This is a genomic window from Cysteiniphilum sp. QT6929 (assembly GCF_030035755.1).
Taxonomy (GTDB): Bacteria; Pseudomonadota; Gammaproteobacteria; order Francisellales; family Francisellaceae; genus Caedibacter; species Caedibacter litoralis.
Genome location: NZ_CP103983.1, coordinates 1,277,774 through 1,302,812 on the forward strand (window position 1 = coordinate 1,277,774; position 25,039 = coordinate 1,302,812).

A 25,039-nucleotide genomic window follows, 5' to 3' on the forward strand; every position below is an offset into this window, starting at 1 on the left:
TGCGCAGTAAAAGAGCAAATTCAGTTTAATCAGCATGGCGACCCTGCCCTTCTTTATGAAGTTGAGGATATTTATGACTAGCGATATTTACATATATTTTACATTCACTTCACAGCTTATTTAACGATCACAAAACATACTACCCACGTGTTCAACCACATCATTAATCATATCGGAGAAACAATGAAAAATATAAATACAGACAAATCCATGGGCAAGTTTAAAAAAGGACTATTACCCTCTTTACTCTTAGGTTCGTTATTAACCCTTAGCGCTTGTGGCGGCGGGGGTGGAGGTGGTGACACGCCTGCGCCAACGCCGGGACCAACACCGGCAACAAAGCTTGGTGTGCAAATCAGCATTCCTAATGCAACAAGTGGCAGCATTGAAGAAGGTAAAATCTCAGGCACAGGCATCGATGTTGTTATCAACAAGCAAGCTCTAAAACGCGTTGCCGGCATTGGTGCTGCTAATGGTGGATTTGCCTTAGTGCTCAAAGAAGACTTAAACCCGCGTGATGGCGAAACAGCCTCACAAATGGGTACTAGCAATATTTTAGCAGGTGCGATTGATCAAGGTAATAAAACGTATTTGATCAATGTTATGACAGACACTAATGGTTATGTACATATTCCTTTTGATGCGAGTAAGATTAAATCTAGCGGCAATATTTCAGGTATCCACCATTTTGAGGTGGTTAGCATCGATGGCAAACAGGATTTTGAAGTCACTGAAGATAATATTCCACATGGTCTTAATATCAAAGTGCCCGTGAAGTTCTTTTTACGCGACATGAATAACAATACAATTGATACAAATCAAGAGATTGCCAGTGGATCACAACTGCAACTTTGTGCTGAAATCACCAGAGACTACAATGAGGGCGTCACTGTTTTTTATGCACAAAATGATATGAATCAGAACTTGCGTCAGGGTTTAAAACTTAATGATGATCCATTTAGTGTAACTATTGCCGCAGGTGACGACGATCAAACAGCTTGTAAAACTTATACCGTTGACAACAAAGTAGATAAAGGACAAGAGTCATTAGCTCAAGCTAAGAGCTACCAATATTTAGCAGACGATACTAAGAACACCTCAATCCAAGCGCAATATGATACTGCTCAACCAATTATTACCGTAGATACGGATGACTATATCAATTGGCTAAACGCAAACAGTTGGCCAAGTGATGCACAATTTGACGACAAAGGGCAATTTCAACTTGCCGATATCAACGTCCATTTCGGTCATATGAAATCAGGAAATGAATTTGTCAATGCACAAGATGATGATGTCAAAGCAAGCTGTGAGGCGTTTGTTGATGGACAGTTGGATCCTAATGTGAGTTGTAGCTTAAATAATGGCGTATTAGCATTTACAGCAACGGGTGATAGTATATTTAAAACACACACCATTAACCTGACGTTCACCCAACAAGGGACAAATGTTACCCGTAGTTATAATAATTTAACCATTATCGGGGCAAATGAACCCGGGCAGAATATCATCCAATGGTCAGAGCAATCAGCTGGATTTGGCAATGCCAAAGGTAAAGATCAAGAAAAAGATAACTACCCTGTTGCGGGTGTATTCTCGCCAACAGCCGTAGTTGTTCATGAAGATGGCAGCACATCGGATCAAGTCGATTACAGTTGTGAGGTTTATGACGATCAAACTAATACTGTTGTCACAGGAAGTGATTGTCGTCTTGAAGTAAACACCAGAGACATATTTGCTTCGGTGCCTGAGTACAAATACACCAATAAAGATGGCAAGATCAGTATGCCAAGCTTCAGTGTCAAGATTACCGCGCATGATGCCTCAACAACTGATCCTAAACTTCAGGCACATGATCTCACCACTAAAAATCAGCATCTTCCTTTCCCTGTGATTGATGAGCATGATGTCTCTCTTGATTTTATCGTAACAGATAACGATAACGATCCACATATAGCTAAATCGATTAAGCAGGTAAAATTCCCACAAGTTTTTAATCGCGCTTCGGGTTTAAAAGCTGAAAGCTTTGCTGAAAACAATGGCAAACAAATCCAGTTAACCCAATTAAAAGATTCATCTACATGGCAAATACAAGATGATAATGCCCCCCTTAATGATCAAGTTTACACAGTGACTAAACTAGGTGAAGCATTCCCTGATTTTAACTGGTACGAACATGTGACAGTTTATCCAACTAGTTACGCTTACATTGATGTCAGTGATTATGAAGGATTTAGAAATGAAGTGTTTTTTGATTTTTGGGATGAAACTAAATTAAATGGCCAGACATGGGGTTTTAATGGACCATTAGATCTTAGCAAAGTCCCTGCCGTGAATGTGCCGCAAGAAGATCAAGCAATATTAAAAACTGGTATCACTTGTGCAGTTGTTGACAACAATGGCAACAAACTAGATGGGGAGTGCGGCTGGTTTGATGGCATGGGTCAGTATGAGCTCTATGTGACAAATCTTAACCCATCGCAAACAGGACGTAAGATTCAAGTATATCTCCAGGATCACGATAAATTAATAGCACCTACAGCGGTTTTCCCTAATGGTAAAGGAATTGAAATCCCCGATACCACACCACCTAAATCAAAGCCAAAACTAATTGGTTATGTCACAAACTATGGTGTTTATGGTAATAACTCCTGTGTTGGCGGAGTGGGGGGGCCAGGGCATGCCATTCCTTACACCTCATACCCTATTCCACGTAAAGATGCTTTCCCTGCCACTGGAGCGCCTATTTATCAAGCAACAAGTGATACAACTTGTAGCCAAGTTGACGATGGTAGCAAACAAACTGTCGCGCTTCAAAACACGGATATGGCAGATAAGGTAAAACAGTTAACAGGGGTTGCTTATGCATTCTTATTTGTTTATGACGGAAGTGTCGGTTTGCCTGAAGATGCCCCATTAGGTGCTATTCATTTCAGTGACCCTTGGAGTGATTTAAAACGTGACAAACTGGAAGAAGGTGGTAATAACGATTGGTGTAACGCTTCAAATATGAACTTTAGAATTTGCACAGCTGATCCATCAGCCATTTGGAGTAAAGACAAGAAGTTTGATTTAGAGTGGTATATGAACTTTGGTAACTTCGATGCCTTTGCTAATCTTGATCAATACAATAAAGACCTTGATAAAATTGTTTCTATTGGTGGTTGGGATGCCATCAATTGGGGTGTCTATTATACTCTTGGTAGTAATAAACATATTGATAACCTGGTAGATTCTGTTCAAGCCTTAGCCGATCGCTTTAATATTACCGAAGTCGATTTGGATGTCGAAAACGATGGCAAAACAAGAGACTTCTTTGGTTTTCTTCGGAATAAATTGGCAGCCGTGATTAAAGCATTACATACTGGTGTTAAAATTAAATCTGGTGCAGCATTAAAAGTCTCACTAACGATTCAAGCAGACCCTGCAATTATTAATGCTTTAAAAGACTCTGTCTTAAGTAAAGAAAATATTGAGAATTTAGAATCACTTAACTTAATGACTTATGATTTTACTGTTGCACAATCATCTGGTGGTAAAACAGGTTTCAATCAAGCATTGTTCCAACCTGAAGGAGACGCACCTAATGAATTTACAATTGATTTAGCCGTGCAAGCAGCTAAAGCGGCAATGCCTGGTAATGAGCAAAAGATCAATATGGGACTTGCTGCTTACTCGCGTGCAATCAATGGTCCAAGCACCTTAGCAAACAATCATGGCTTTGGTAACACCTACACCGCTGACGACTCTTTTGTCTTAGCAGGAGATCTAGACAGTGCAAGCTGTAGTACAAGCTTAAAAGACGGCAATCGATGTGCATCAAGCTTCAACAATCGCTACCTACTACAGTTTGCAAAACCAGAGGAAACTTATGACTTCACGGTTGAGAAAGATGGTAAGACCTATCATGTTGGTTCAACAGCGGTTATCAATGGCTTGAAAGCACCGCAACCAACGGGGCTTTTTGATATCACTCCGGCAACGATTTCAAGCTACTGGCAAGATATTTACGCAAACAAACTTGCCAAAAACACCAGTGTATTCTTCTATACATCCGGTGCTGATGCTAAAGATTACGGTCGCTATGCACAAGAGCAAGGTATTGGCGGTGCGATCATGTGGACAATTGATGGTGACGTTCCTGTGACTGATACCAAAAACTCATTGATTACTAACTTCATCAATGGCTTCACCGGCAACAACTAAACCTTCTGGGCGTACGCCGTACGCCCCTACTTTAACTAAAAAAGCCTTGAGCAATACTCTGCTTAAGGCTTTTTCTTTTACATTTTTATTACACTATTGCGCCTTATTAGTTACATGCATTTTTTTACAATGCCCAGCAACTCAAGGTTTAAGCAAAAGGTAAAAACGATGACACGTTGTTTTAATGATTTATACACTTTCAATGTCGTAGTACAGAAAACATCATTCTTAGAGGCTGCCAAGGCACTCTCAACAACACACACAACGATTTTGCGTCAGGTGACCAAGCTTGAAGACAGCTTAAAAACCAAGCTTTTTCATCGCAGCAATAAAGGACTTGAGCTAACTTATGCCGGACAAGAGCTTTATCAACGCACCAAGAAGCTCTATAGCGATCTTTCGCATGTTGTTGATGATATTGCGCTATCTAACACATTAAATGACAGCAAGAATCATACCGTAAAGGCATTGCTATCTGTTGGGATGAGTATGTTTTTTATTAATTATGTTTATCCTGAGCTATGTCAGAAGTTTCCAAACTATACGCTTGAAATTGATAGCTATACCTTACCAACATTGGATAGTAACGCACACACCATTAAGATGATGTCCCATCAATACGATATTATCCTCATGGAATCTTCGTATTATCATTTGATCCAAGAAGATGCATGGCAACTGGTGCAATCCTGTCATGACCATTTGGCATTATTTGCATCAGAAGAGTATATTGCCGAGCACGGCATGCCTCAGACATTAGAAGAGCTAGCTAATCACAACTGTCTATATCCCAACATGTGGGATAAGAATATTTGGACATTTTATGATAAATACAAAAATGAATATAAAGTGTCGGTAAAGGGCAAGCTTACTGTCGATATCTTGTCATTAATCCCACAAATGATTATTGCAGGTCACGGTATTGGCTTGTGTCCTAAACGCTCCTTTAATATGCCACACTTACAAAATGCCAATATTGTACAAGTCCTACCACAATATCATTCTGTGCAATATGAATATAATATTCTGCAAAATATCCAAAGCAGTCATAGTGCAATTGCTCGCGTCATTGCTTCAAAAATCAAAGAAGTTGCAACACGTTTGACAATTGATTCAACACATCAAGTTTATAGTCAGCACTGAAACCCACAACGTCTTGCTGCAACGTATCGATATCTATGCTCATTTTCCGGATAGCATATTGACTCCAAATAAGCACTAAAACTCAACTTAATCACATGTTCCCAATCTTTATCATGATCCAAAGCCAAAGCCTGTTTGAAAATTTCTTGCCAATCAGGTACATCATTAAACTCCACAACCTCCTAAACCCGTTTTTCTAAAAAGTCCCCTTTTAGGAAAGACGGTACATCTTGCACAAAATAATCAATCTCAGGGTGCGCAATAAATCGCGCATGCGCCATGTCATCAGCATTAACAAGCACCGTTGCCATCCCCATTTGCTTGGCTGGGATTAAGTTATGTGATGAGTCTTCAAAAAACACTGCCTTTTTAGGGTCTATATTCAAACGCTCAAAGCAAAATTGATAGGCTTTAGGATCTGGCTTTGGCACAAGTCCCGTGCACTCTAATGTGACAACATCTTCAATCACTTGATTAAGGGATAGTTTCGACATCACCCGATCCGCATGATAAAGCGAACCATTCGTGAAAATAGATAAGTGTTTACCTTTTGCTTTCAAGTCATTTAACATGCCTAAAAGTTCACCATCCAAGCGCAAACGCTCCAATGGCACATTATCAATCACTGCCAAGAACTCATATGGATCAATCGCATGGTGATGCATTAAACCGTGCATTGTGGTGCCAAAGCTGTGATAGTATTCTTCACGCAAAAAATCGGCTTCTTTGCGGGTTACTTTTAATTTTTCAATAATAAAGTCCGACATATTGCGTAATTGCAAATCAAAAAATGCCGAACTTGCCGAATAAAGCGTGTTGTCTAAGTCAAAAACAAAGTGTTTAAAATCTAAATGCATAAGATGTTGTAGCTATTTCCTATGGTGTCAGCTTATACCACTTGTAAAGCATTTTACAGTGTTTCTTTTTAAGAACTTACAACTACTGATGACCAAGTCAAACGAGAGGAATCATTTACATTCAACACATTTTGACACGAAAAACTATCCAAATATTCCTTTAATCGTATCCATTGTGATAAACAGTTGATTATCCCTCAACGCTAAAAACCCGTAGCGTTTATAAAAACGCTCTGCTATTTGATCTTTTGCATCAACTATTACGGCAATGGATCCTATAACTGCGCTATTGTCATAAGCACGAGTCAGAGCATCAATCAAAAGTAGCTCACCATACCCTTTGCCTTTTGCCTCATTTTGAACTGCTAATCGACCTAATAGTGTTGCCGGCAAGTATGGATATTTTGGCAGCTTCTTTGCCATTTCATCATTTATACTGGATAACTGATCTAGATGAATGATGGTTGATGAAAGCGTATAAAACCCCACTAAAGAAGAATCATCTTGCAAGATATACGTTGCACAAACATGTCTTTTCATATCTTGTTTAGCTTGCTTAAGTATGTAGTTATTTAATGCCACATAACCACAATCAAATGTAATGCCTGACATTTTTTGTTTCGTTAACAACTCAATCTTTACTGCCATTAATCACCCTGCTAAGACACGGTTTTCTTATATGTTTGATATGCTTTTTTCAATGCATCATTCGCTTTGGGTGGATTTTCTAATGCCGCAAAAAAAATTTCTTGTTGTGATAAACTTAATTTAATTAAGTTTTGCTCAGTCGTAACCTTCTTAGCAAAGCTCATCATCGCTCGCACACCAAATTCAGTTAACGACACACCCATTAATTGAGCTGCTCTCTCAAAAATAGCCTTGCTATCATCTGTCACTTTAAACTCTATTCGTGCTGATTTACTCACAACATCACCTCATCCGTAAATTATACGGATATTCTAGTTTCACAAACCTAATTAGTCAATATTGTGATCAACACTTAGCTTTTCCATTTCTAAACACATTAACTGTCCATATAAGCGCTCAAGTGTTGGCATTTGTAGATTTTTTAAGCGCGCCATTTCAAGCACATTCCCATAAATACTACCAAGCTCCATCGGTTTATTTTCATTGTAGTCATACCACATACTAAAATAAGCACCACTGTACTCAGGCTTAGCTAAGGCAATAAGTAGATTATCAATCGCTTCAACATTAAGCTCAACGCTATAAGCATGAGCTACGCTAATTACCTCAAGCGCAATTTCACGAATCATCTGCGCAATCTGAGGACTATTTGCCAAGACATTCATGTCTGCTTGAAACACAACCGATGCACCATTGCATGGCGCACTCACAAGTAGCTTATGAAAGCGTAAGTCCAATACACTCTCTTTTTTATTCGCTTCAATAAAAGCCTTACTCAATAGATGATCAACACTTACATTATCTCTTGGCTGCATATAGGCATAATCGATATTACATAACTGATTATGCCATGTGATTTCGCTACCTTTTTTACTCACTTTAATATGACTTATTGCACCAACGATTGTATTACTATCATCCAAACATTGTCTGAGCTTACCCTCTTCATTAATTCCATTTTGCAGCAATACAATCCACTTATTGCGCACATTTTTCAACGATTCAAATAACACACTATTTGCAGTTGACTTGGTGCAAATAAAAATAAGATCGCCATCAATATCCTCAACGCAATCAACGATATCCTTAAAACTTGCAGCAAGCGTCATGCCTCCGGTGATCTTAAGATCAACTGCTTGTTGATTTTTTGGCTTTTGCTTTACAACCAACTGCACTGCAACACCTGCATTTTGTAAGCGTACGGCAATAAATCCACCAATGGCACCAACACCAATAATACTTACCTTCATAATTATCCTTTTTATCCTAGCTTAGTTTTTAACTCCTGCCACAAGCCATTTGGTGCCTAGTTGCGAAGCAAGAAACTCTGGAAAATGGTTTGTGTTGGGTATATATTGCCTTTTATCATGCAAAAACAAAAGACTATTACCATGCCCGTTCGTTCATTTAATGGCAAAACACCAAGTATTGCTAAAGAGGCATTTATTGACCCAATGGCAACCGTCACAGGCGATGTCTCTATCGACAAGATGAGCTCTGTGTGGCCTCACGTCAGTATTCGTGGCGACCTTCTCAATATCACTATTGGCTATAAAACAAATATCCAAGATAACTCGATTTTGCATACCACACAATTTCTTGATAACCCCGGCACGGGTTACGATACACGCATAGGTGACGAGGTCACCATTGGGCACAGCGCGGTTATCCATGGCTGCCATATCGGCAATCGCGTCTTAATCGGCATGGGCGCGATTATTTTGGATGGTGCGATTATTGAAGATGATGTCATTGTTGGCGCGGGCTCTCTGGTGCCACCTGGTAAAGCGCTTGAATCAGGTTTTTTATATATTGGTTCACCTGCGACTCAATCTCGCCCATTAAAAGACAGTGAAAAAGCTTATATTAAAGCCAATGCCCAAAACTACGCTGAAGTCATGCAAATACATAAAAAAGAGCTTGGGGTCTAAAGCCCATGTTTAAAAAACATATTCCTCCTACTATCGCTTTATATTCTTTGATTACCTTCTTTCTTTTATTAATAACAGGTTGCACCACAATAAGCACACCTAAAACACCTCTTATGCCAACGACCTCGCCACAAACACAATGGCAAAGTTATCAGCAAAATCTACAGAAACTAACCCAATGGCAAGCATCTGGTGTGATTGGCATTATCATCAATCACAAAGGTGAATCTGCTAATTTCATCTGGAAGCAAAACAAGCAAGATTTCTGGATTCAGATTTATGGACCATTAGGCATAGGTGCTATGACTTTCTCAGGTGACAATCATCAAGTAGAGCTTAAGCGTAGTAATGGTGAAGTAATTAAATCACAAAGTCTTGAAGCGCTTATGCAATCACAACTTGGCTGGAGTTTACCGATTGAAGGCTTATATTATTGGGCGCGTGGTTTATATATACCACAAGTGCCTTATCGCAAAACACTTAACAACTTTGGTCTAATGCAAGATCTTAAACAGCAAGGTTGGCAAATCCAATATAAAGACTATATGCTGTATGACACGCAATATCCGCTTGCTGAGAAAATCATATTTCGTTATGGTGATGATTTAAAAATTACCCTAGTGATTAAATCATGGCTTTTAAACCCGTAACTTATCCCTCTTATGCCAAGATCAACCTTTTTCTGCATATCACCAGCAAGCGCAATAATGGCTATCATAATCTACAAACTTGGTTTCAGTTTATTGATCTTAAAGATTTTCTATATTTTTCATTTACAGAAGATCATCAAATCAATCTATCTAGCAACATTAGCATTAGCAAAAAGGAAGATAACCTAATCTACAAAGCAGCACTCGCTTTAAAGCCTTTTGCTAAAGCGCATACTGGCATCGATATTCATATTGATAAGAATATTCCAATGGGAGCTGGTCTAGGTGGTGGCAGTAGCAATGCAGCAACCACGCTAATTGCCCTTAACAGATTATGGCAGTGCCATCTTGCTAATGAACAGCTACATAAGATTGGTCGAACTCTTGGTGCCGATGTGCCGATATTTTTACTGCAACAAGCAGCTTGGGCAGAGGGGATTGGTGAGATACTAACGCCTAAAGCTTATATCGAACAATATGCTCTCATTATCAAGCCTGACTTTCATGCCAGCACTCAGGAATTATTTAACCATCCCTTATTAAATAAGAATAAATCGCTATTAAATCATCGAGAAATCACTAACCCACTAGCGCATGATAATGTCTTTCTTGAAGTCATTCAAAAGCTTTACCCAAAGGTATGGCAAAATTTACAAAAACTACCCAATGCACAAGCGCTAAGATTAACTGGATCAGGTGCGTGCTTTTACCTGCTTAGCACGGATTACAATCAGCTTTTACAAAATCAGAAAAAGTTAGAAAAAGATGTTGACAGTTGGATAGTGAAAACATTAAACTTTGCACCTGTCGAGCGATGACAACCCGCTTAACTAAGCGGTTTTCACGATCAATATTGGGCTGTCGCCAAGCGGTAAGGCAACGGGTTTTGATCCCGTCATACCCAGGTTCGAATCCTGGCAGCCCAGCCATAAAACATCATCGTTTTTCTTCAAAATTCAACAAGAAACATCAAGAATTACCCGTTTTGCTTTATTGAAGCATGATTATCATCATGCCTTTGATCTATTAAGCTCAAATCCGTTAATGCTACGCGTGTCTTGATCAAAGGAAATACCGATTTCATAGATAGGCAAATTGAGGCTTAAAAATTTCTGCTTATAATCTCTATCGATGATTTGCTGCAGCGCTGCTTTTGCTACATTACTGCCATGACTTACTTTAAACTCAAATAAAATAACCTTATTGTCAGGCACAATAATTGACATGTCTATTTTCCCTATAGAAGTTGCATTCTCTGCCGCTGTTTGCATGCCTAATGCCGTGAAATAACTATAGATCACAGCACAATAATGCCCTTCATAGTTTTGAATTGGATTATTCCTATACCAATCATGCGGAATAGCAGAAAAAAGCGACTTAATGCATGCCTCAAAAAACGCCCAATCATCCTTTAGCAATGCCTGATAAAGATTATTCTTATTGCGATTATTATGGTAACTCTCAACACCAATTCTCGATATTTCTGCATTTAACGCAGCTTTAACCTCCATATTAGGGTACGTTAATACAAAAGCTAACTGTGTGCCAATATGTGCTTTTTCTTTAATGGTAAGATAGCCTGTTTGAAACAATACCGTTTCTAATGGCAAATCATTAATATCAATATTATTCAACATATCCTTACTCACCAAACAATGCTCAAAGCTTGGTACATTATACTGCCCTTGCTTTAACAGTTTAATTAAGAAGCTTGGCGTACCTGTTCTAAACCAATAGTTATCAAACTCTTTATTATGACGAAAGAACAATAAAATATCATAGGGATTATATACACTGTGATCCGGATTCCCTGAGAAGTTAAAACCGTTATACCACTGCTTCAATTTAACCTTATCAACCCCTTGCAAGTAGTCCTTAAAATAAACTTCAAGCTCAGCTTGCGTGTAACCACAAACCTCTGCATATTGTGGCATAAAACCAATATCATCAAGGTTATTAAGCCCTGAAAACAAACTGGCTTTTGAAAATTTTGTCACGCCTGTGACAAATACAAACTGCAAATAGGCATCATTATCTTTGATGACACTATATAAACCTTTTAAAATCTCTCTATTAACTATCGCCTCGTCAGCTTGATTAATCACATCTAAAATTGGTTTATCATACTCATCGACCAGCACCACAACATGTTGATTATACTTCAACTTCAACGCTCGAATTAATGCATGAAACTGCACCCCAAACTCACGTTGCGGCAAGGTAATATCATGCGATTTAGCATGTTCTTCCAGTGTGTTTTCAATAATATCAAGCAGTGCTTTTTGACTTTCAAAACCTTTTGATCCACCAAAACTAAAGTGAACGACTGGAAATTGCGTTCCCCAATCCCAATGCTTTTCTGCATAGGTTCCTTTAAAGAGTTTTTGATTGCCTAAAAAAAGCTGTTTTAATGTATCAACCGTTAAGGTTTTACCAAAGCGTCTTGGTCGAGAAAGAAAATAATATTTGCCCTCATTCACAAGTTTCATTAACAAATGCGTTTTGTCTACGTAAGCTGCATTGTGCTTTATGATTTCCTGTAAACTGGAGTAGCCCAGTGGCAGATGCTGGAGATTATCCATAGCTAATTTTCTCATCAATGCAAATTTAGTTTAAGTATAACGAAAGTATGGATTGTTGCACAGCACGTTAAACCAAGATCTGCTCTAACTCCAGCTGCACTTGATAATGCATTAACACTTCCTGTTTAATATGCTCGACCAATTGCAGTATCTGTTGTCCTGTGGCATTACCGGTATTGATAATCACACCACCGTGCTTTGGTGATATCTGCGCGCCACCAATTTGGAAACCTTTTAGCCCAATTTTCTCAACCATCTCGCCGACAGTAATATGATAATTAGGACGCTTAAACACGCTTCCCGCACTTGGCTCACAAGGTAATTTTGCTTGGCGCTGTGACAGGATATTATCCATCTTATCTTTAATTTCTATCTGCGGTTTTAGCGATAAATCAAAACATGCCCCAAGAATAATCACGGATCTTGTTTTAAACATCGAATAGCGATAGCCGTAATCGATATTCGCTTTATCAATCCGCTGTTGTCTAAAGCTCTCACTATCCAAAACATCAACATAGCGCACATGATCATAAATTTCATCACCATAAGCACCAGTATTCATAATCATCGCCCCACCAATACTTGCCGGCACATCAAAAAATGTCTCAACACCACTTAAACTATGATCATAAGCATACAAGGATAACTCTTTTAACAATACACCAGCTTCAGCATAAACACCGTTGCTCACGTGAGTGATCTTTTTGAACTGCTCCTTAATCACGATAAATGCAACATCGTCATACATGCTCTTAGTCAAAATGATATTACTGCCATTACCCAAGATAATCACCTTTGTGTGGCGCTTGTATATTTCAATGATTTCATCTATCGATTGCGGAAAATACACATGCTTGGCAAAGCTCTCGATATGGTAAGTATTATAAGATTTCAACGAAAACATAATCATTCTTCTTTATCAATGCTGATATGCATAAAGTGGGTGAGGTTCTCAAGTAGATTTTCATAGCCACGGAAAATCTGCTCAGCTGAAGTAATCGTACACACCTGATCAGATAACGATGCGCCCATCACGACTGCCATCCCAGCTCTTAAATCATAGCTTTTCATACTTGTGGCATGCAAAGGCTCAACCATACTGCCGAGCACTTTGATCTTATTGTCTTGGTAATCTATTGGAAAGTTCAGCTTTTTAAGCTCATCAACATACTTGGTGCGCTCAGGATAAACGGTATCAGTAATTTCAGATACACCATCAGCTTTAGCACACATCACCGCAAAAATTGGCTGTAAATCCGTTGGGAATTCCGGATAAGGCATTGCTATAATGTTCACCGGCATTAATACGCTTTTCTTACCATAAAAACAAATACGGCTATGCTCTGCATCAAACTGCCATTTCGCCCCCATTTGTTTTAAAACATCCAAAGGTTTTGCAATATACTCTTTGGTATCAACCCCTTCAACGCAGATATTTAAACCATGCAAATAGGCTAAAGCCGCATAAGTCATCGTTTGGATACGATCGTACATTACACGGAAAGTCACACCAGAGAGCTTCTCGACACCATCAATCTGCATCATGCGTGCACTGTGATCGATTTTGATCTTAGCACCGGCATAATTGAGAAAACTTGCAACTTCAATCACCTCCGGCTCTAAAGCAATGTTATTAAGCTTCACTTGAGCAGTTCCTGTTGCTGCGTATAGCATCAAGTTGATACTTGCGCCCACCGATGGATAACGCAATGTATGCTCAACCGATTTATCCGCTTGATGTTCAATCACAATATGATATTCATCATGTGTGACCTTAGCACCCAAGGCTTCAAAACCTAATAGGTGAATATCAAAAGGTCTTTGTTCGCTAAACGAGCATCCGCCAGGGTAGCCTATTTTTAACACACTGACCTTTTTAGCTAAAGCACCAAGCAGCATCAGTGAAGTCCGTGTGCGTCGCGTGTAATTACTGGAAAGCTCTATTTTGTTGACTTTTTGCGGTGCAGAAATAGTCACCATACCATCTTGGCTATCAACTTTACCACCAATTGCCTGCAAGATATCACACACAGCATGGTAATCACGCAAACTAGATGGCACATTATTAAACGTCGTTGCTTCTTCAGTCAATAAACTAGCAAACAGCAAGTGCAACAAAGCATTCTTAGCGCCTGATAATTTAATATTAACATCCTGAAGATGGTGACGTTTACTGACTTTTAACTGCATAAAATGACTAATCTTTAGATTGCTTTAACGCACGTTTTTTCTGCATTTTCTCCTTCTGAGTCTGCTTATCCCTATAACGTTGCAATGGTGTTAATTTTTTCTGCTTCGTTGGTTCATAAGGGTTTTCAGATTGTTTAAATTCAAAACTAATCGGCGTACCCACGAGATTAAAAGCTTCACGGAAAAACTTCTCTAGATAACGTTTATACGATCCAGGCAGGCTATTTACTTGATTACCATGAATCACGATCACTGGTGGATTGTGCCCACCCATATGTGCATATTTTAGTTTGATTCTTGATTTACCGCACATCGGCGGCACATGATCTTGTGTCGCCATTTTTAAGACTTGTGTCAGCTCTGGTGTTGGTATTCTTTTGGTAGCACTTCTATAGGCATTCTTCAATGATGCAAATAAGTGCCCAACATTGGTGCCATGCAATGCTGAGATAAAATGAATATCAACATAATCTTTTAAAAACACTAAGCGGCGATTAATCTCCTCTTTGAGGTTATCTCTGTCTGATGCACTCATGCCATCCCATTTATTGACCGCAATAACCATTGCTCGTCCCGCGTTTAACGCAAACCCCATCAAATGCATATCTTGATCGGTCAGCCCTTCTTTGGCATCGATTAACACAATCACCACATTAGCATCTTTAATCGCTTGAAGCGTTTTAACCACCGAGAATTTCTCTAATGTTTCTCTGACCTTGCCCTTACGGCGAATACCAGCAGTATCAATAATGGTGTAATCTTCATCATTGCGTGAAAAAGGAATATAAACACTATCAATCGTGGTGCCTGGCATATCATAGACAACCACTCGATCTTCACCCAACATGCGATTAGTTAGTGTTGATTTACCAACATTTGGACGACCTATCAAAGCAAAGCGAATTCCACGCTTGTTGGCTTCTCCTTCAGCATGCTCAGAGTCATTCAGCTCTCTATCACATAAAGGCAACAACGTATTTGATAATAGATTACCCACACCACGGCGGTGACTTGCGGCGATGGGAAATAATGCTTCAAAACCCAGTGAGTAAAAATCAGCTGCGGCAACCTCTTCCTGCATACCATCGGTTTTATTAATCACTAATACCGAAGGCTTACCACGTGTGCGCAGAAGCTCAGCAATATACAGATCTCCCGCTGTCAAGCCAGCTTGCGCATCAACAACGAAATAAACAAGATCCGCCTCCTCAATGGCAAGGATTGATTGATCAGCCATTGAACCATCAACACCGGCATCATTATCAGACAAGCCACCGGTATCAATGACGATAAAAGGTTGCTCTTCAAATTCCGCTTGACCATACTGGCGATCACGCGTCACCCCCGGCATATCGTAAACCAACGCATCACGCGTGCGTGTTAAGGCATTAAAAAGTGTCGATTTACCGACATTCGGACGACCGACTATAGCAATGACAGGAACCATAATTCTAGAACTTAAGTACTCTTGATATTTCTGCTTGGCACTATAGCTTATTTAGGTCTAAAGAACAAATGCTGATACGCGATCAACGCAACCTTTCGCGCAGTTCATCATGATCACCATCCTTGTGATCATTACTTTCATTTTGATTTTCTTCCTGTTGAATAAATTTCTCGTCTTCCTGACGAGCTTTCTCAATTAACGAATTCATTTTATTACCATAGGCTAATGATTCATCATAGAAAAAGCGCAAAGCCGGTGCGACACGCAAACGCAGCTCTTTGGCAAGCGCTGTACGGAAAAAGCCCTTGGCTGATTCTAGTGCTTTCAGCACCTGTGATGGATGCGTTTCCGTGCTTAATGATGAGAAAAACACCTTGGCATAAGATAAATCTTTAGAGACCTCAACGCCAGTAATGGAAACCCATTGCAAGCGCGGGTCACGCACCTTAGTTGCTAGCAATGCGACGATGATCTTTTGAATCTCATCACCAACACGCTCAACGCGTGAATTACTTGCCATAATTATATCTCTCTCTTGATTTCAACCGTTTCAAAGACTTCAATCTGGTCACCAACTTTAACGTCATTGTAGTTCTTAACGCCAATACCGCACTCTATGCCTTTCTTAACTTCAACAGCATCATCTTTGAAGCGTTTTAACGACTCTAAAGATCCTTCATAAATCACCACTTGATCACGCAATACACGAATCGGGTTGTGACGTTTAATCACACCATCAATAACCATACAACCAGCAATCGAACCAAACTTTGATGATCTAAAGACATCACGCACTTCAGCAACACCAATGATTTGCTCTCTTAACTCAGGTGATAACATCCCTGACATCGCTTGTTTCACATCATCGATTAAATCATAAATGATGCTGTAATAACGCAGTTCAATACCATCAGTCTCAGCTTGTTTTCTCGCCGTTGCATCCGCACGCACGTTAAAACCAAAAAGCACCGCTTGAGAAGCGACGGCAAGAGACACATCAGAGATGGTAATTCCACCAATACCTGATGCAATCACATCAACCTTGATCTCATCATTACTAAGCTTAACTAATGATTCACGAATTGCTTCAACTGAGCCTTGAACATCTGCTTTAACAATGACATTCAAAGTTTGACGCTCACCCGTTGACTCACCCATGCGATCAAATAAGCTTGATAACTTACTGGCTTGCTGCTGCTTTAAGCGCTCATCTTTTTTCTTTTGCGATCTATATTCAGCAACTTCACGCGCTGTTTTCTCATCTTTAACCGCAACCATCTCATCACCAGCATTCGGCACACCCGAAAGACCTAAGATTTCAACCGGTGTTGATGGACCTGCCGTGTCAATTTTTTGCCCAAGGTCATTCATCATCATCCGAATACGTCCGTATTCCGTACCGCATAATACGATATCACCCTGATTTAACTCGCCACTTTGCACCAACACAGAAGCAACGGCACCACGTCCTTTATCTAAACGTGATTCAATAACGACACCTTTTGCTAAACCTTTATCAACCGCTTTAAGCTCTAATACTTCAGCTTGTAATAACACGGCATCTAGCAGCGTATCAATTCCAAGCCCTGATTTCGCTGAAACGTGAGCAAACATCACATCTCCGCCCCATTCCTCAGAAATAACATCAAGCTGTGAAAGTTCCGTTTTAACGCGATCTGGATCAGCATCTGGCTTATCCATCTTATTCACTGCAACGACAATCGGTACACCGGCAGCGCGCGCGTGTTGAATCGCTTCTTTTGTCTGCGGCATCACACCATCATCGGCCGCTACCACAAGAATAACAATATCCGTACTTCCCGCTCCACGAGCACGCATGGCAGTAAATGCTTCATGCCCTGGAGTATCCAAGAATGTAATTTGACCTTTTTGTGTTGTTACCGAATAAGCACCAATATGCTGTGTAATCCCACCGGCTTCACCCACAGCAACACGTGTTTTACGAATATAATCCAAAAGGGAGGTTTTACCATGGTCAACATGCCCCATAATTGTCACCACAGGTGCGCGTGATATTGCTTCTTGATTTGATGAGTCTACGACAACCGTTTCCTCTAATGTGTCATCACGATGCAATGTATATTCATGCCCCAACTCTTCAACGATCAAAATCGCAGTTTCTTGATCCAATGGTTGGTTAATCGTCGCCATTACACCCATTTTAAATAGCACTTTGATAAGCTCAGCTGCTTTTACTGCCATCTTTTGTGCCAGTTCATTAACTGTGATACCTTCAAAAAGCACTACTTGTTTCATCACTTTTTCAACTGGCTTAGTAAATTGCTGCGTTTTGACTTTGTTTAGTTGCAATTTCTTTGGCTTAGATGATTTACGTGAAAATCCTGAACCATAATCATCCTCATCATCATACATGCCGCGTGAACCTTTCTTCGCTGCTGCTGATTTTGATTTTTTAGCACCTTTGCGTGAATCATTATCTTCATCTTCATCCGCTCTACGCTTTGTTTTATCAAGCACTTTTTTATGCGTAGCTTTTGCCTCATTAACTGAGTTGTTATCAGCGATTTCTTTATCTTCAACAACCGAAGGTCTTGAAGTGATTTTAAAACCATTATTTTTTGGCTTTTCAGCCGGTTTTTCAGTAATCATAAAGCCACTATTTGTTGCTTCATCTATAGCTTCATCAACCACCGTTGGCTTCTCAATCTTTGTTGGTTTTTCTAGCTTTTTAGGTTTAGGAATAGATTTACCCGCCTGCGCTTTCACTTCTTTCACTTCTTTTGTTTCTGAAGACACATCATCAACAGTCACTGCTTCTGCTGCTTGATCTGCTTGAGGCTGCTCAGACACCACTACTTCTTCTGTCACATCATCATTTGCTGTAATAGCGTCTTGTGTCGCCTCTAATTCAATCGCTGATTCATGATGAGTATCATCACTCACATGCTCACTATCAACTGACTCATGTTGTTTGCCAAGAAGTACTTCATCCTCGAGTTGCTCATCAGCAACATCAAGTACTGGCGCAACAAGCGTTTTCTTTTTACGCACTTCAATATTTACCTTGCGATTTCCGGCGACTTTCAACTGCTTAGTCGTCTTTCTTTGCAAAGTTACTGATGATTTTTTCTCTGTCGAACCACCTTGGATAAAACTAAGAAGCTGGTTTTTTTCGGCATCAGTTACTAAATCATTGATACTTTTTTTATGTACACCTGATTGTTCAAACTTCTCAAGTAGTACACTTTCATTAATTTTAATTAGTTTGGCTAGTTGCGCCACTGTCATCTCTGCCATCACATTTCTCCTACTTCTCGTTATCCTCTTCAAACCAAGGCGCGCGCGCAGTCATAATCAAAGCTGCTGCCTCATCTTCAGAGATCGAAATAATTTCGCGTAAATCATCAACCGCCAATTCAGCCAAATCTTCCATTGTAATCACATCTTTTTGCGCTAGCGCATCTGCCCATTCAGCAGTCATTCCTTCCATATTTAAAAGGTCATCAGCAGGTTTATTGGCAGCTAATGCCTGTGAAATAAGGGCTGTTTTGGCACGCTCTTGTAGCTCTTCACAGATTTCATTATCAAAACCTTCAATCTCAAGCATTTCTTCACGTGCCACATATGCGACTTCTTCAAGACTGGTGAAACCTTCCTCAATCAAAACTTCGGCAATATCTTGATCGATATCTAATGCTTCCATAAAGAGCTGCATGGTTTTTTCTTCTTCTTCCTGCTGCGCTTTTTCAGCCACGGTACTTGAGATGACATTGATATGCCAACCCGTTAAAGCAGTTGCTAAACGCACATTTTGCCCGCTTTTACCAATTGCTTGTGATAACTGATCCTCTTTGACTGCAACCTGCATCGCTTGCTTATCTTCATCTTGCACGATAGACGTTACCTCAGCGGGTGCTAACGCATTCATTACAAATTGCGCTGGATTATCATCCCATAATACGATATCGACACGCTCACCTTGTAATTCATTTGTGATCGCTTGAATACGTGAGCCACGCATCCCAACACATGCGCCCACAGGATCAATACGCTTGTCATTTGATTTCACCGCCACCTTAGCACGCGAACCTGGGTCACGCGCAATACTAACGATATCCATCAACTCTTCAGCAACTTCAGGCACTTCAAGAATCAATAAAGCATGCAACATTTTCTTGTTAGCACGTGACAAAATAATTTGTGGTCCTTTACCATCATCATCGATGCGTAAGATACAAGCGCGTAATTTATCATTTAAACGATAATTCTCTTTAGGTAATAGCTCTTTTCTAGGCAACACACCCTCAGCGTCTTCACCTAAATCAATAATTAAAAAATCACGCGTAGTGCGCTTAACTTCACCGTAAACAATCTTGCCAACTTTATCGCGAAACTTTGCCACCATTAAACGACGCTCTTCATCACGCACTTTTTGCATGATGATTTGCTTAGCAGTCATCGCGGCAATGCGTCCAAACTCAACTGATTCAACGGGTTCCATCAGCACATCACCAACGACGACGTTATGCCCTTTCTCTTGAGCGACATCAACATACAGCTCGGCTGCATAATTCTCAATCTCATGATCTTCATCAACGATTTGCCATTGACGATATGTTTCATAATCACCTGTTTTGCGATCAATCTTAACGACAATTTCGGCATCTTCTTCAAAACGCTTTTTAGTTGCCATCGCCAAGGCTTCTTCCATGGCTGAAAAAAGTAAATCTCTTGAGACTTCCTTCTCATTAGCAACGGTTTCAATAACCAGTAGTAACTCTTTACTCATAACTTTCACCTATATCCACATTATTAAAGATTAAAACTTTGGCACAACGCGCATTTTGTCAACATTGTGAAAATCAAAGCGAATTTCTTCGTCTTCTTCTGTTTTAACAAACACATCATCATTGTCTACTGAGATAATCACCCCTTTAAAGCGACGACGATTATTCTCTGTTGCTTGATGCAATTGCACTTTAACCTCAAAACCCTCCAAGGCTTTTGCCTGTACCGCATTAAACACGCGACGATTCACCCCTGGAGAAGATACTTCCAACGAATAAGCGCCACTGATTGGGTCTTCAACATCTAAAATTGCACCAACTGCACGACTGACTTCTTGACAGTCATCAATTGAAATGCCTTCTTCATGATCGATAAAAATACGCAAGGTCATGCTGCCGGTATCTGCAGAATACGCATCCATTTCAATCCCCCATAAAATAAATCCAAGGCTCTCTACTTCTGGCGCAATAAGCGCTTTTAACTGATCAACCAACATTCCAACACACTCCTTGGGATATAAAAAAAGGACTACTATGAGTCCTTTTTATCTACAAAACAAAAAGGCCCATAAGGGCCCGCAATTTCTCAAATTCTTTTTAGGTTGGTAGCGGGGGCTGGATTCGAACCAACGACCTTCGGGTTATGAGCCCGACGAGCTACCAGGCTGCTCCACCCCGCGTCAACTGTGGGACATATTAGCAAATCTTTTTTAAATTGCAAGACTTAAGTTTAAAATTTTCTGGCTAATACTAAATATTCACCCACAAGCGCTCGCCGCACCCTGGGCGTAAGTCGAAGGGTAAGCTTAGGAAAACAACATTTCATAGAGGCTTCGACTTACGCTCAGCCAACGCTTACACAATAAAAGTGGTCAGGAACATAGTCATAGCCAATTTTCTTAATCACTTGTCAAACATTTTGACTAGACTCAAATGCATACAAAATAAAAAACATGCTTTTACAGTAAAATTTACTTACACTCTGAAATGAATTCAAAAGAGGAGAGATACATTTGAAAGCACTAACAGCAAATCAACCACATGGTTTATGGTATTTATTTGGCGTTGAGGTATGGGAGCGCTTTAGCTACTATGGGATGCGCGCACTATTGATTCTATATCTAACCAGCGAATACTGGGGCATGAGTGATACCGATGCTTATTTAACTTATGGTGCGTATGTCGCCTTCGTCTATATGGCACCTGTGATTGGCGGCTATATTTCAGATGCTTACCTTGGGCATACAACAAGTGTTAAATATGGCTGTGTGCTAATCGTGATCGGTCACTTGCTCTTGACGGTTGAGGCAAGTTTCTTCGTTGGTCTTGCCTTTGTTGTGGCTGGAACGGGCTTTTTCAAATCATCAATGGCAGCAAGCATCGGCAGATTATATGACAAAGGTGATAAGCGTCGCGACGCGGGTTACACTCTGTTTTATATGGCAGTAAACTTCGGTTCATTCTTTGCTGTGCTCTTAGTACCAATGCTCGCAAAATACTTTGGTTGGCATGTTGGCTTTGGTGCCGCCGCTGTCGGAATGGCATTAGGGTTAGTTGTTTTTCTATTAGGTCAAAAGAAAGGCGTGCTACCCAAAGATCAATTTAGCGCTTCTAAATTAACGCGCATTTTAGCAATCGTTGGCGCACTGTTGTCCGTGATCGTCTTTACTTACTTTATTGCTCACCCAACAGATACTTCAAAGCTACTGTATATCGTAGCAGGCTTCGTTGGCTTATATTTACTCTACAAAGCGATCAAAGGTGGTAAGGAATATATTCTGGCGATTTTAGCAGTTGTCAAAATGTCGTTTATCATTATGATTTTCTTTGCCCTTTTTGAGCAAAAGGCCACGAGTGTTCTACTCTTTACCGAACGTCTAGTTGATCTTAACTTATTTGGTTTTGAAATTTCATCGGCAAGCACGATGTCTTTAAATCCATTTTTCATTATTGTGCTTGCTCCTTTCTTTGCTGCACTTTGGTCAAAGTGGAACCCAACCGTATTTGCCAAAATGGGTAGCGGGATCTTATTAACAAGTGCGGCAATGGGCGTCTTAACACTTGGCGCTTATGAAGCAATGCAAGGCTCACCTATTTCATTGCTATGGATCGTTGGCAGCTATCTGCTGATTACCATGGGTGAGCTAGCTTGCAGCCCAACAGGACTGGCTGCAATCAGCAAAGTCTCACCAGTTGATGTCGTTGCGGTATTATTTGGTGTATGGGGCATTAAATCATCTTTTAGTAACTACTTTGCCAGCTATATTGCAACATTTACCGATGTTGGCGGTAATGGCACCGAACAAGCTGCTGCTTATTTCAATGTATTTTACCACTTAGCACTTGTTGCTTTAGCTGTTGGCATTATCGTCCTGATCTTATCACCATTACTAAAACGTATTTATAAGATATAAGACATAGGATCTTCATCTTTGTTTTTTATTTACTGTAGTTACGTACTTTTGCTATTTCAACACCCCACCTCGCAAGCTCGGCACCCCTCTTGCAAAGAGGGGAATCATCAAGCTTTGCCTAACTCCCCTCTTTGCAAGAGGGGTGGCAGCCGTAGGCTGACGGGGTGTTTATAAAACCACAGCTTTTCTAAAGTGCGTAACGCCATTTATTTATGAGAAAACAATCAATAGCTGCAAACATTAATCGATAAAATTCGCACCGCTTATAATAAGCATCAATCAAATGGTTTAATCTATATGAAAATATTAATGGAATAATACACTGTATAAAAACTTGGGAATTTTTGAGATGCCTGACGATGTCTTACTTTCACATGGCGAATGCCACACTATCATCAGCGCTAAGCTGTTTCACTTCTGAGTTCGGAATGGAATCAGGTGGTGCCAACTTGCTATTATCGTCAGACGAAGGGCATTTTATATATTTTGAGATAAATGTCTAGAAGTTTTTTTGATTAAGCGCGTTTTGCTTTGTAAATCGCTGTATATTTCTTAGTGATATACCACTGTTGCGCAATACTGATCACGTTGTTTGTCAACCAGTACAATACCAAGCCTGATGGGAATGATGCAAAGAACACCGTAAAAATCACCGGCATTAACATCATGATTTTTGCTTGTGTTGGATCGGCTGAAGTTGGGCTAATTTTCTGCTGCACAAACATCGAGATACCCATCAAAATCGGCAGGATAAAATACGGATCTTTAGATGCTAAGTCATGAATCCAGAAGATAAATGGCGCTTGACGCAGCTGCACACTTTCCAATAACACCCAGTAAAGCGCGATAAAAACAGGAATCTGAATCAAGATCGGTAAACAGCCACTTGCAGGGTTCACCTTCTCTTCTTTGTACATCTCCATCATCTTGCGTCCAAGCTTCTGGCGATCACCCTTGTATAGCTCTTGCAGTTTTTTCATGCGCGGTTGCAACATACGCATTTTTGCCATTGACTTATAGCTTTTGGCAGACAATGGGTAAAACAACAATTTAATTAAAACCGTGACCAATATAATTGATAATCCCCAGTTGGCGACAACGCCATGAATAATCGTCATCAACCAAAAGATAATCACGGAGATAAATGACAACATGCCATAATCTACGAGCTTATCTAAACCATCTGGCTTATTAGCACCGAAGTCTTTAACAATCGCTTCAAGATTCTTGGTAATTGTAGGGCCTGTATAAAGGATATTGGTATTCTCAACGCTTTGATCAGCATTTAATACAACAGGTTGCGTCTTAACCCCTGATTGATAAGTGTTATCGGCAAGTTTATTGGCATAAACGCTAAAGCTTGTACCTGGATTATTTGGCACCCAAAGACTGACAAAATAATGCTGAATCATCGCCGCCCAACCTTTATTGGTTGAAACATCGACTTTTTCATTGGATTTAGCCAAATCTGCAAATGATTCTTTTTGGAAAGTGCGTTGCGATGAGGACAAACCAACACCTTGGAAAGAATAAGAGTGCGCATCTAAAATACTAAAGCTATGACTCTCAGGCTTCACTTGACGCGTAATTTCATTGTCAAAACTAACGCTTAATGGCGCTTTGGTGGTGTTTTTAACACTTTGCTTAAGCGTGATTTCATAGGTGGTATCGTTAATAATATACTGACGTGTAACATCTAAGCCTTGAACAGTTGCCTTCAAAGTCACCATCGTTTGATCATCTTTTTTAGCTGTATGTTCTTGACCAAAAACAATACTTTGTGGCTGACCGTTAATGTAAATAACACTTTGCGCAATGTATTTGCTACCCGCTGTATTATTTAACATCGGCATCGGGTTTTTATCCGTTAAACTCACGTTATAATCTTTCAATGCAGCATTAATAATCGCACCATTTAATGGGCTAATTTGCAGATCACTAAACACCGTTGTATTTAATGTAATAGGTTTTAGGTCTGTCTTATTAAAGTTTTGCTTAGTGACATCCGTCGTTACACTTTGATCAGCTGTATTATTTGCATCAACATCTTTGTTATCTTTTTGCACTGCTGTTGTTTGTGCTGAGGTATCAACTTTCGCAGGCTGCTTAGGCGCATACATCTCCTCCCAGCGCGCCATCAACGACATAAAAATCACGACAATAAGCGCGATCAAGAATATTCTCACGTAGTTTGACTTCATT

General features: G+C 40.0%; 19 protein-coding genes, 2 tRNA genes and 1 rRNA gene. 7 read left to right on the forward strand and 15 right to left on the reverse strand.

What is annotated here, in order from left to right:
- The first annotated feature begins 183 nt into the window (after positions 1–183).
- A complete protein-coding gene (locus NYP54_RS05330; protein WP_283157474.1) occupies positions 184–4,206 on the forward strand; it encodes a glycoside hydrolase family 18 protein in 4,023 nt (1,340 codons plus the stop codon).
- A 168-nt stretch (positions 4,207–4,374) separates the two neighbouring features.
- Positions 4,375–5,349 carry a LysR family transcriptional regulator gene (locus NYP54_RS05335; protein ID WP_283157475.1) on the forward strand — a complete coding sequence of 325 codons (975 nt, stop codon included), beginning with the start codon at positions 4,375–4,377 and terminating at the stop codon, positions 5,347–5,349.
- A gap of 182 nt (positions 5,350–5,531) precedes the next feature.
- On the opposite strand, the gene NYP54_RS05340 is transcribed toward NYP54_RS05335, so the two are convergent.
- The 4 genes from NYP54_RS05340 to NYP54_RS05355 form a co-directional block, all read right to left on the reverse strand.
- Positions 5,532–6,206, reverse strand: a complete 675-nt coding sequence (locus NYP54_RS05340; RefSeq protein ID WP_283157476.1) for a pyrimidine 5'-nucleotidase — start codon at positions 6,204–6,206, stop codon at positions 5,532–5,534.
- A 144-nt stretch (positions 6,207–6,350) separates the two neighbouring features.
- Complete coding sequence (locus NYP54_RS05345) at positions 6,351–6,854, reverse strand: GNAT family N-acetyltransferase (protein ID WP_283157477.1); 504 nt, start codon at positions 6,852–6,854, stop codon at positions 6,351–6,353.
- 11 nt (positions 6,855–6,865) lie between these two features.
- Positions 6,866–7,132: a DUF1778 domain-containing protein gene (locus tag NYP54_RS05350; RefSeq protein WP_283157478.1), complete on the reverse strand. Its 267-nt coding sequence runs from the start codon at positions 7,130–7,132 to the stop codon at positions 6,866–6,868.
- 51 nt (positions 7,133–7,183) lie between these two features.
- A complete protein-coding gene (locus NYP54_RS05355; protein ID WP_283157479.1) occupies positions 7,184–8,104 on the reverse strand; it encodes a 2-dehydropantoate 2-reductase in 921 nt (306 codons plus the stop codon).
- A 117-nt stretch (positions 8,105–8,221) separates the two neighbouring features.
- On the opposite strand from NYP54_RS05355, the gene NYP54_RS05360 reads away from it, so the two are divergent.
- The 4 genes from NYP54_RS05360 (at position 8,222) to NYP54_RS05375 (ending at position 10,364) form a co-directional block, all read left to right on the forward strand.
- Positions 8,222–8,785 (forward strand): gamma carbonic anhydrase family protein, encoded by a 564-nt coding sequence (locus NYP54_RS05360; RefSeq protein WP_283157480.1) that lies wholly within the window; start codon positions 8,222–8,224, stop codon positions 8,783–8,785.
- Positions 8,786–8,790: 5 nt separating this feature from the next.
- Complete coding sequence (lolB, locus tag NYP54_RS05365; protein ID WP_283157481.1) at positions 8,791–9,435, forward strand: lipoprotein insertase outer membrane protein LolB; 645 nt, start codon at positions 8,791–8,793, stop codon at positions 9,433–9,435.
- On the forward strand, positions 9,417–10,253 hold the full coding sequence (gene ispE / locus NYP54_RS05370) for a 4-(cytidine 5'-diphospho)-2-C-methyl-D-erythritol kinase (protein ID WP_283157482.1): 837 nt from the start codon (positions 9,417–9,419) through the stop codon (positions 10,251–10,253). The genes lolB and ispE overlap by 19 nt, the downstream gene beginning before the upstream one ends.
- A 36-nt stretch (positions 10,254–10,289) precedes the next feature.
- A tRNA-Gln gene (locus NYP54_RS05375) sits at positions 10,290–10,364 on the forward strand.
- Positions 10,365–10,445: 81 nt separating this feature from the next.
- Here the strand turns inward: NYP54_RS05375 and NYP54_RS05380 are convergent.
- From NYP54_RS05380 to NYP54_RS05420, 9 genes are all read right to left on the reverse strand, one after another.
- A complete protein-coding gene (locus tag NYP54_RS05380; RefSeq protein ID WP_283157483.1) occupies positions 10,446–12,017 on the reverse strand; it encodes an ATP-binding protein in 1,572 nt (523 codons plus the stop codon).
- 67 nt (positions 12,018–12,084) lie between these two features.
- Positions 12,085–12,921: a UDP-N-acetylmuramate dehydrogenase gene (gene murB / locus NYP54_RS05385; protein WP_283157484.1), complete on the reverse strand. Its 837-nt coding sequence runs from the start codon at positions 12,919–12,921 to the stop codon at positions 12,085–12,087.
- Positions 12,922–12,923: 2 nt separating this feature from the next.
- Positions 12,924–14,207 carry a UDP-N-acetylglucosamine 1-carboxyvinyltransferase gene (locus NYP54_RS05390; RefSeq protein WP_283157485.1) on the reverse strand — a complete coding sequence of 428 codons (1,284 nt, stop codon included), beginning with the start codon at positions 14,205–14,207 and terminating at the stop codon, positions 12,924–12,926.
- A gap of 7 nt (positions 14,208–14,214) precedes the next feature.
- Positions 14,215–15,654 carry a ribosome biogenesis GTPase Der gene (gene der / locus NYP54_RS05395; RefSeq protein ID WP_283157486.1) on the reverse strand — a complete coding sequence of 480 codons (1,440 nt, stop codon included), beginning with the start codon at positions 15,652–15,654 and terminating at the stop codon, positions 14,215–14,217.
- A gap of 82 nt (positions 15,655–15,736) precedes the next feature.
- A complete protein-coding gene (gene rbfA, locus NYP54_RS05400; RefSeq protein WP_117002788.1) occupies positions 15,737–16,174 on the reverse strand; it encodes a 30S ribosome-binding factor RbfA in 438 nt (145 codons plus the stop codon).
- Between the two features lie 2 nt (positions 16,175–16,176).
- Entirely contained in the window at positions 16,177–18,933 is a 2,757-nt protein-coding gene (gene infB, locus NYP54_RS05405; RefSeq protein ID WP_283157487.1) for a translation initiation factor IF-2, read from the reverse strand.
- 10 nt (positions 18,934–18,943) lie between these two features.
- Positions 18,944–20,425: a transcription termination factor NusA gene (gene nusA / locus NYP54_RS05410; RefSeq protein WP_283157488.1), complete on the reverse strand. Its 1,482-nt coding sequence runs from the start codon at positions 20,423–20,425 to the stop codon at positions 18,944–18,946.
- A 30-nt stretch (positions 20,426–20,455) separates the two neighbouring features.
- Complete coding sequence (gene rimP, locus NYP54_RS05415; RefSeq protein WP_283157489.1) at positions 20,456–20,920, reverse strand: ribosome maturation factor RimP; 465 nt, start codon at positions 20,918–20,920, stop codon at positions 20,456–20,458.
- Between the two features lie 106 nt (positions 20,921–21,026).
- Positions 21,027–21,103: transfer RNA gene (locus NYP54_RS05420), tRNA-Met, on the reverse strand.
- Positions 21,104–21,436: 333 nt separating this feature from the next.
- Between NYP54_RS05420 and NYP54_RS05425 the strand changes: the two genes are divergently transcribed.
- Entirely contained in the window at positions 21,437–22,837 is a 1,401-nt protein-coding gene (locus NYP54_RS05425; protein ID WP_283157490.1) for a peptide MFS transporter, read from the forward strand.
- A 351-nt stretch (positions 22,838–23,188) separates the two neighbouring features.
- Here NYP54_RS05425 and rrf read toward each other — a convergent pair.
- Positions 23,189–23,303: ribosomal RNA gene (rrf, locus tag NYP54_RS05430) — 5S ribosomal RNA — on the reverse strand.
- 49 nt (positions 23,304–23,352) lie between these two features.
- Entirely contained in the window at positions 23,353–25,038 is a 1,686-nt protein-coding gene (yidC, locus tag NYP54_RS05435; protein ID WP_283157491.1) for a membrane protein insertase YidC, read from the reverse strand.
- Between the last annotated feature and the right edge of the window lies 1 nt (position 25,039).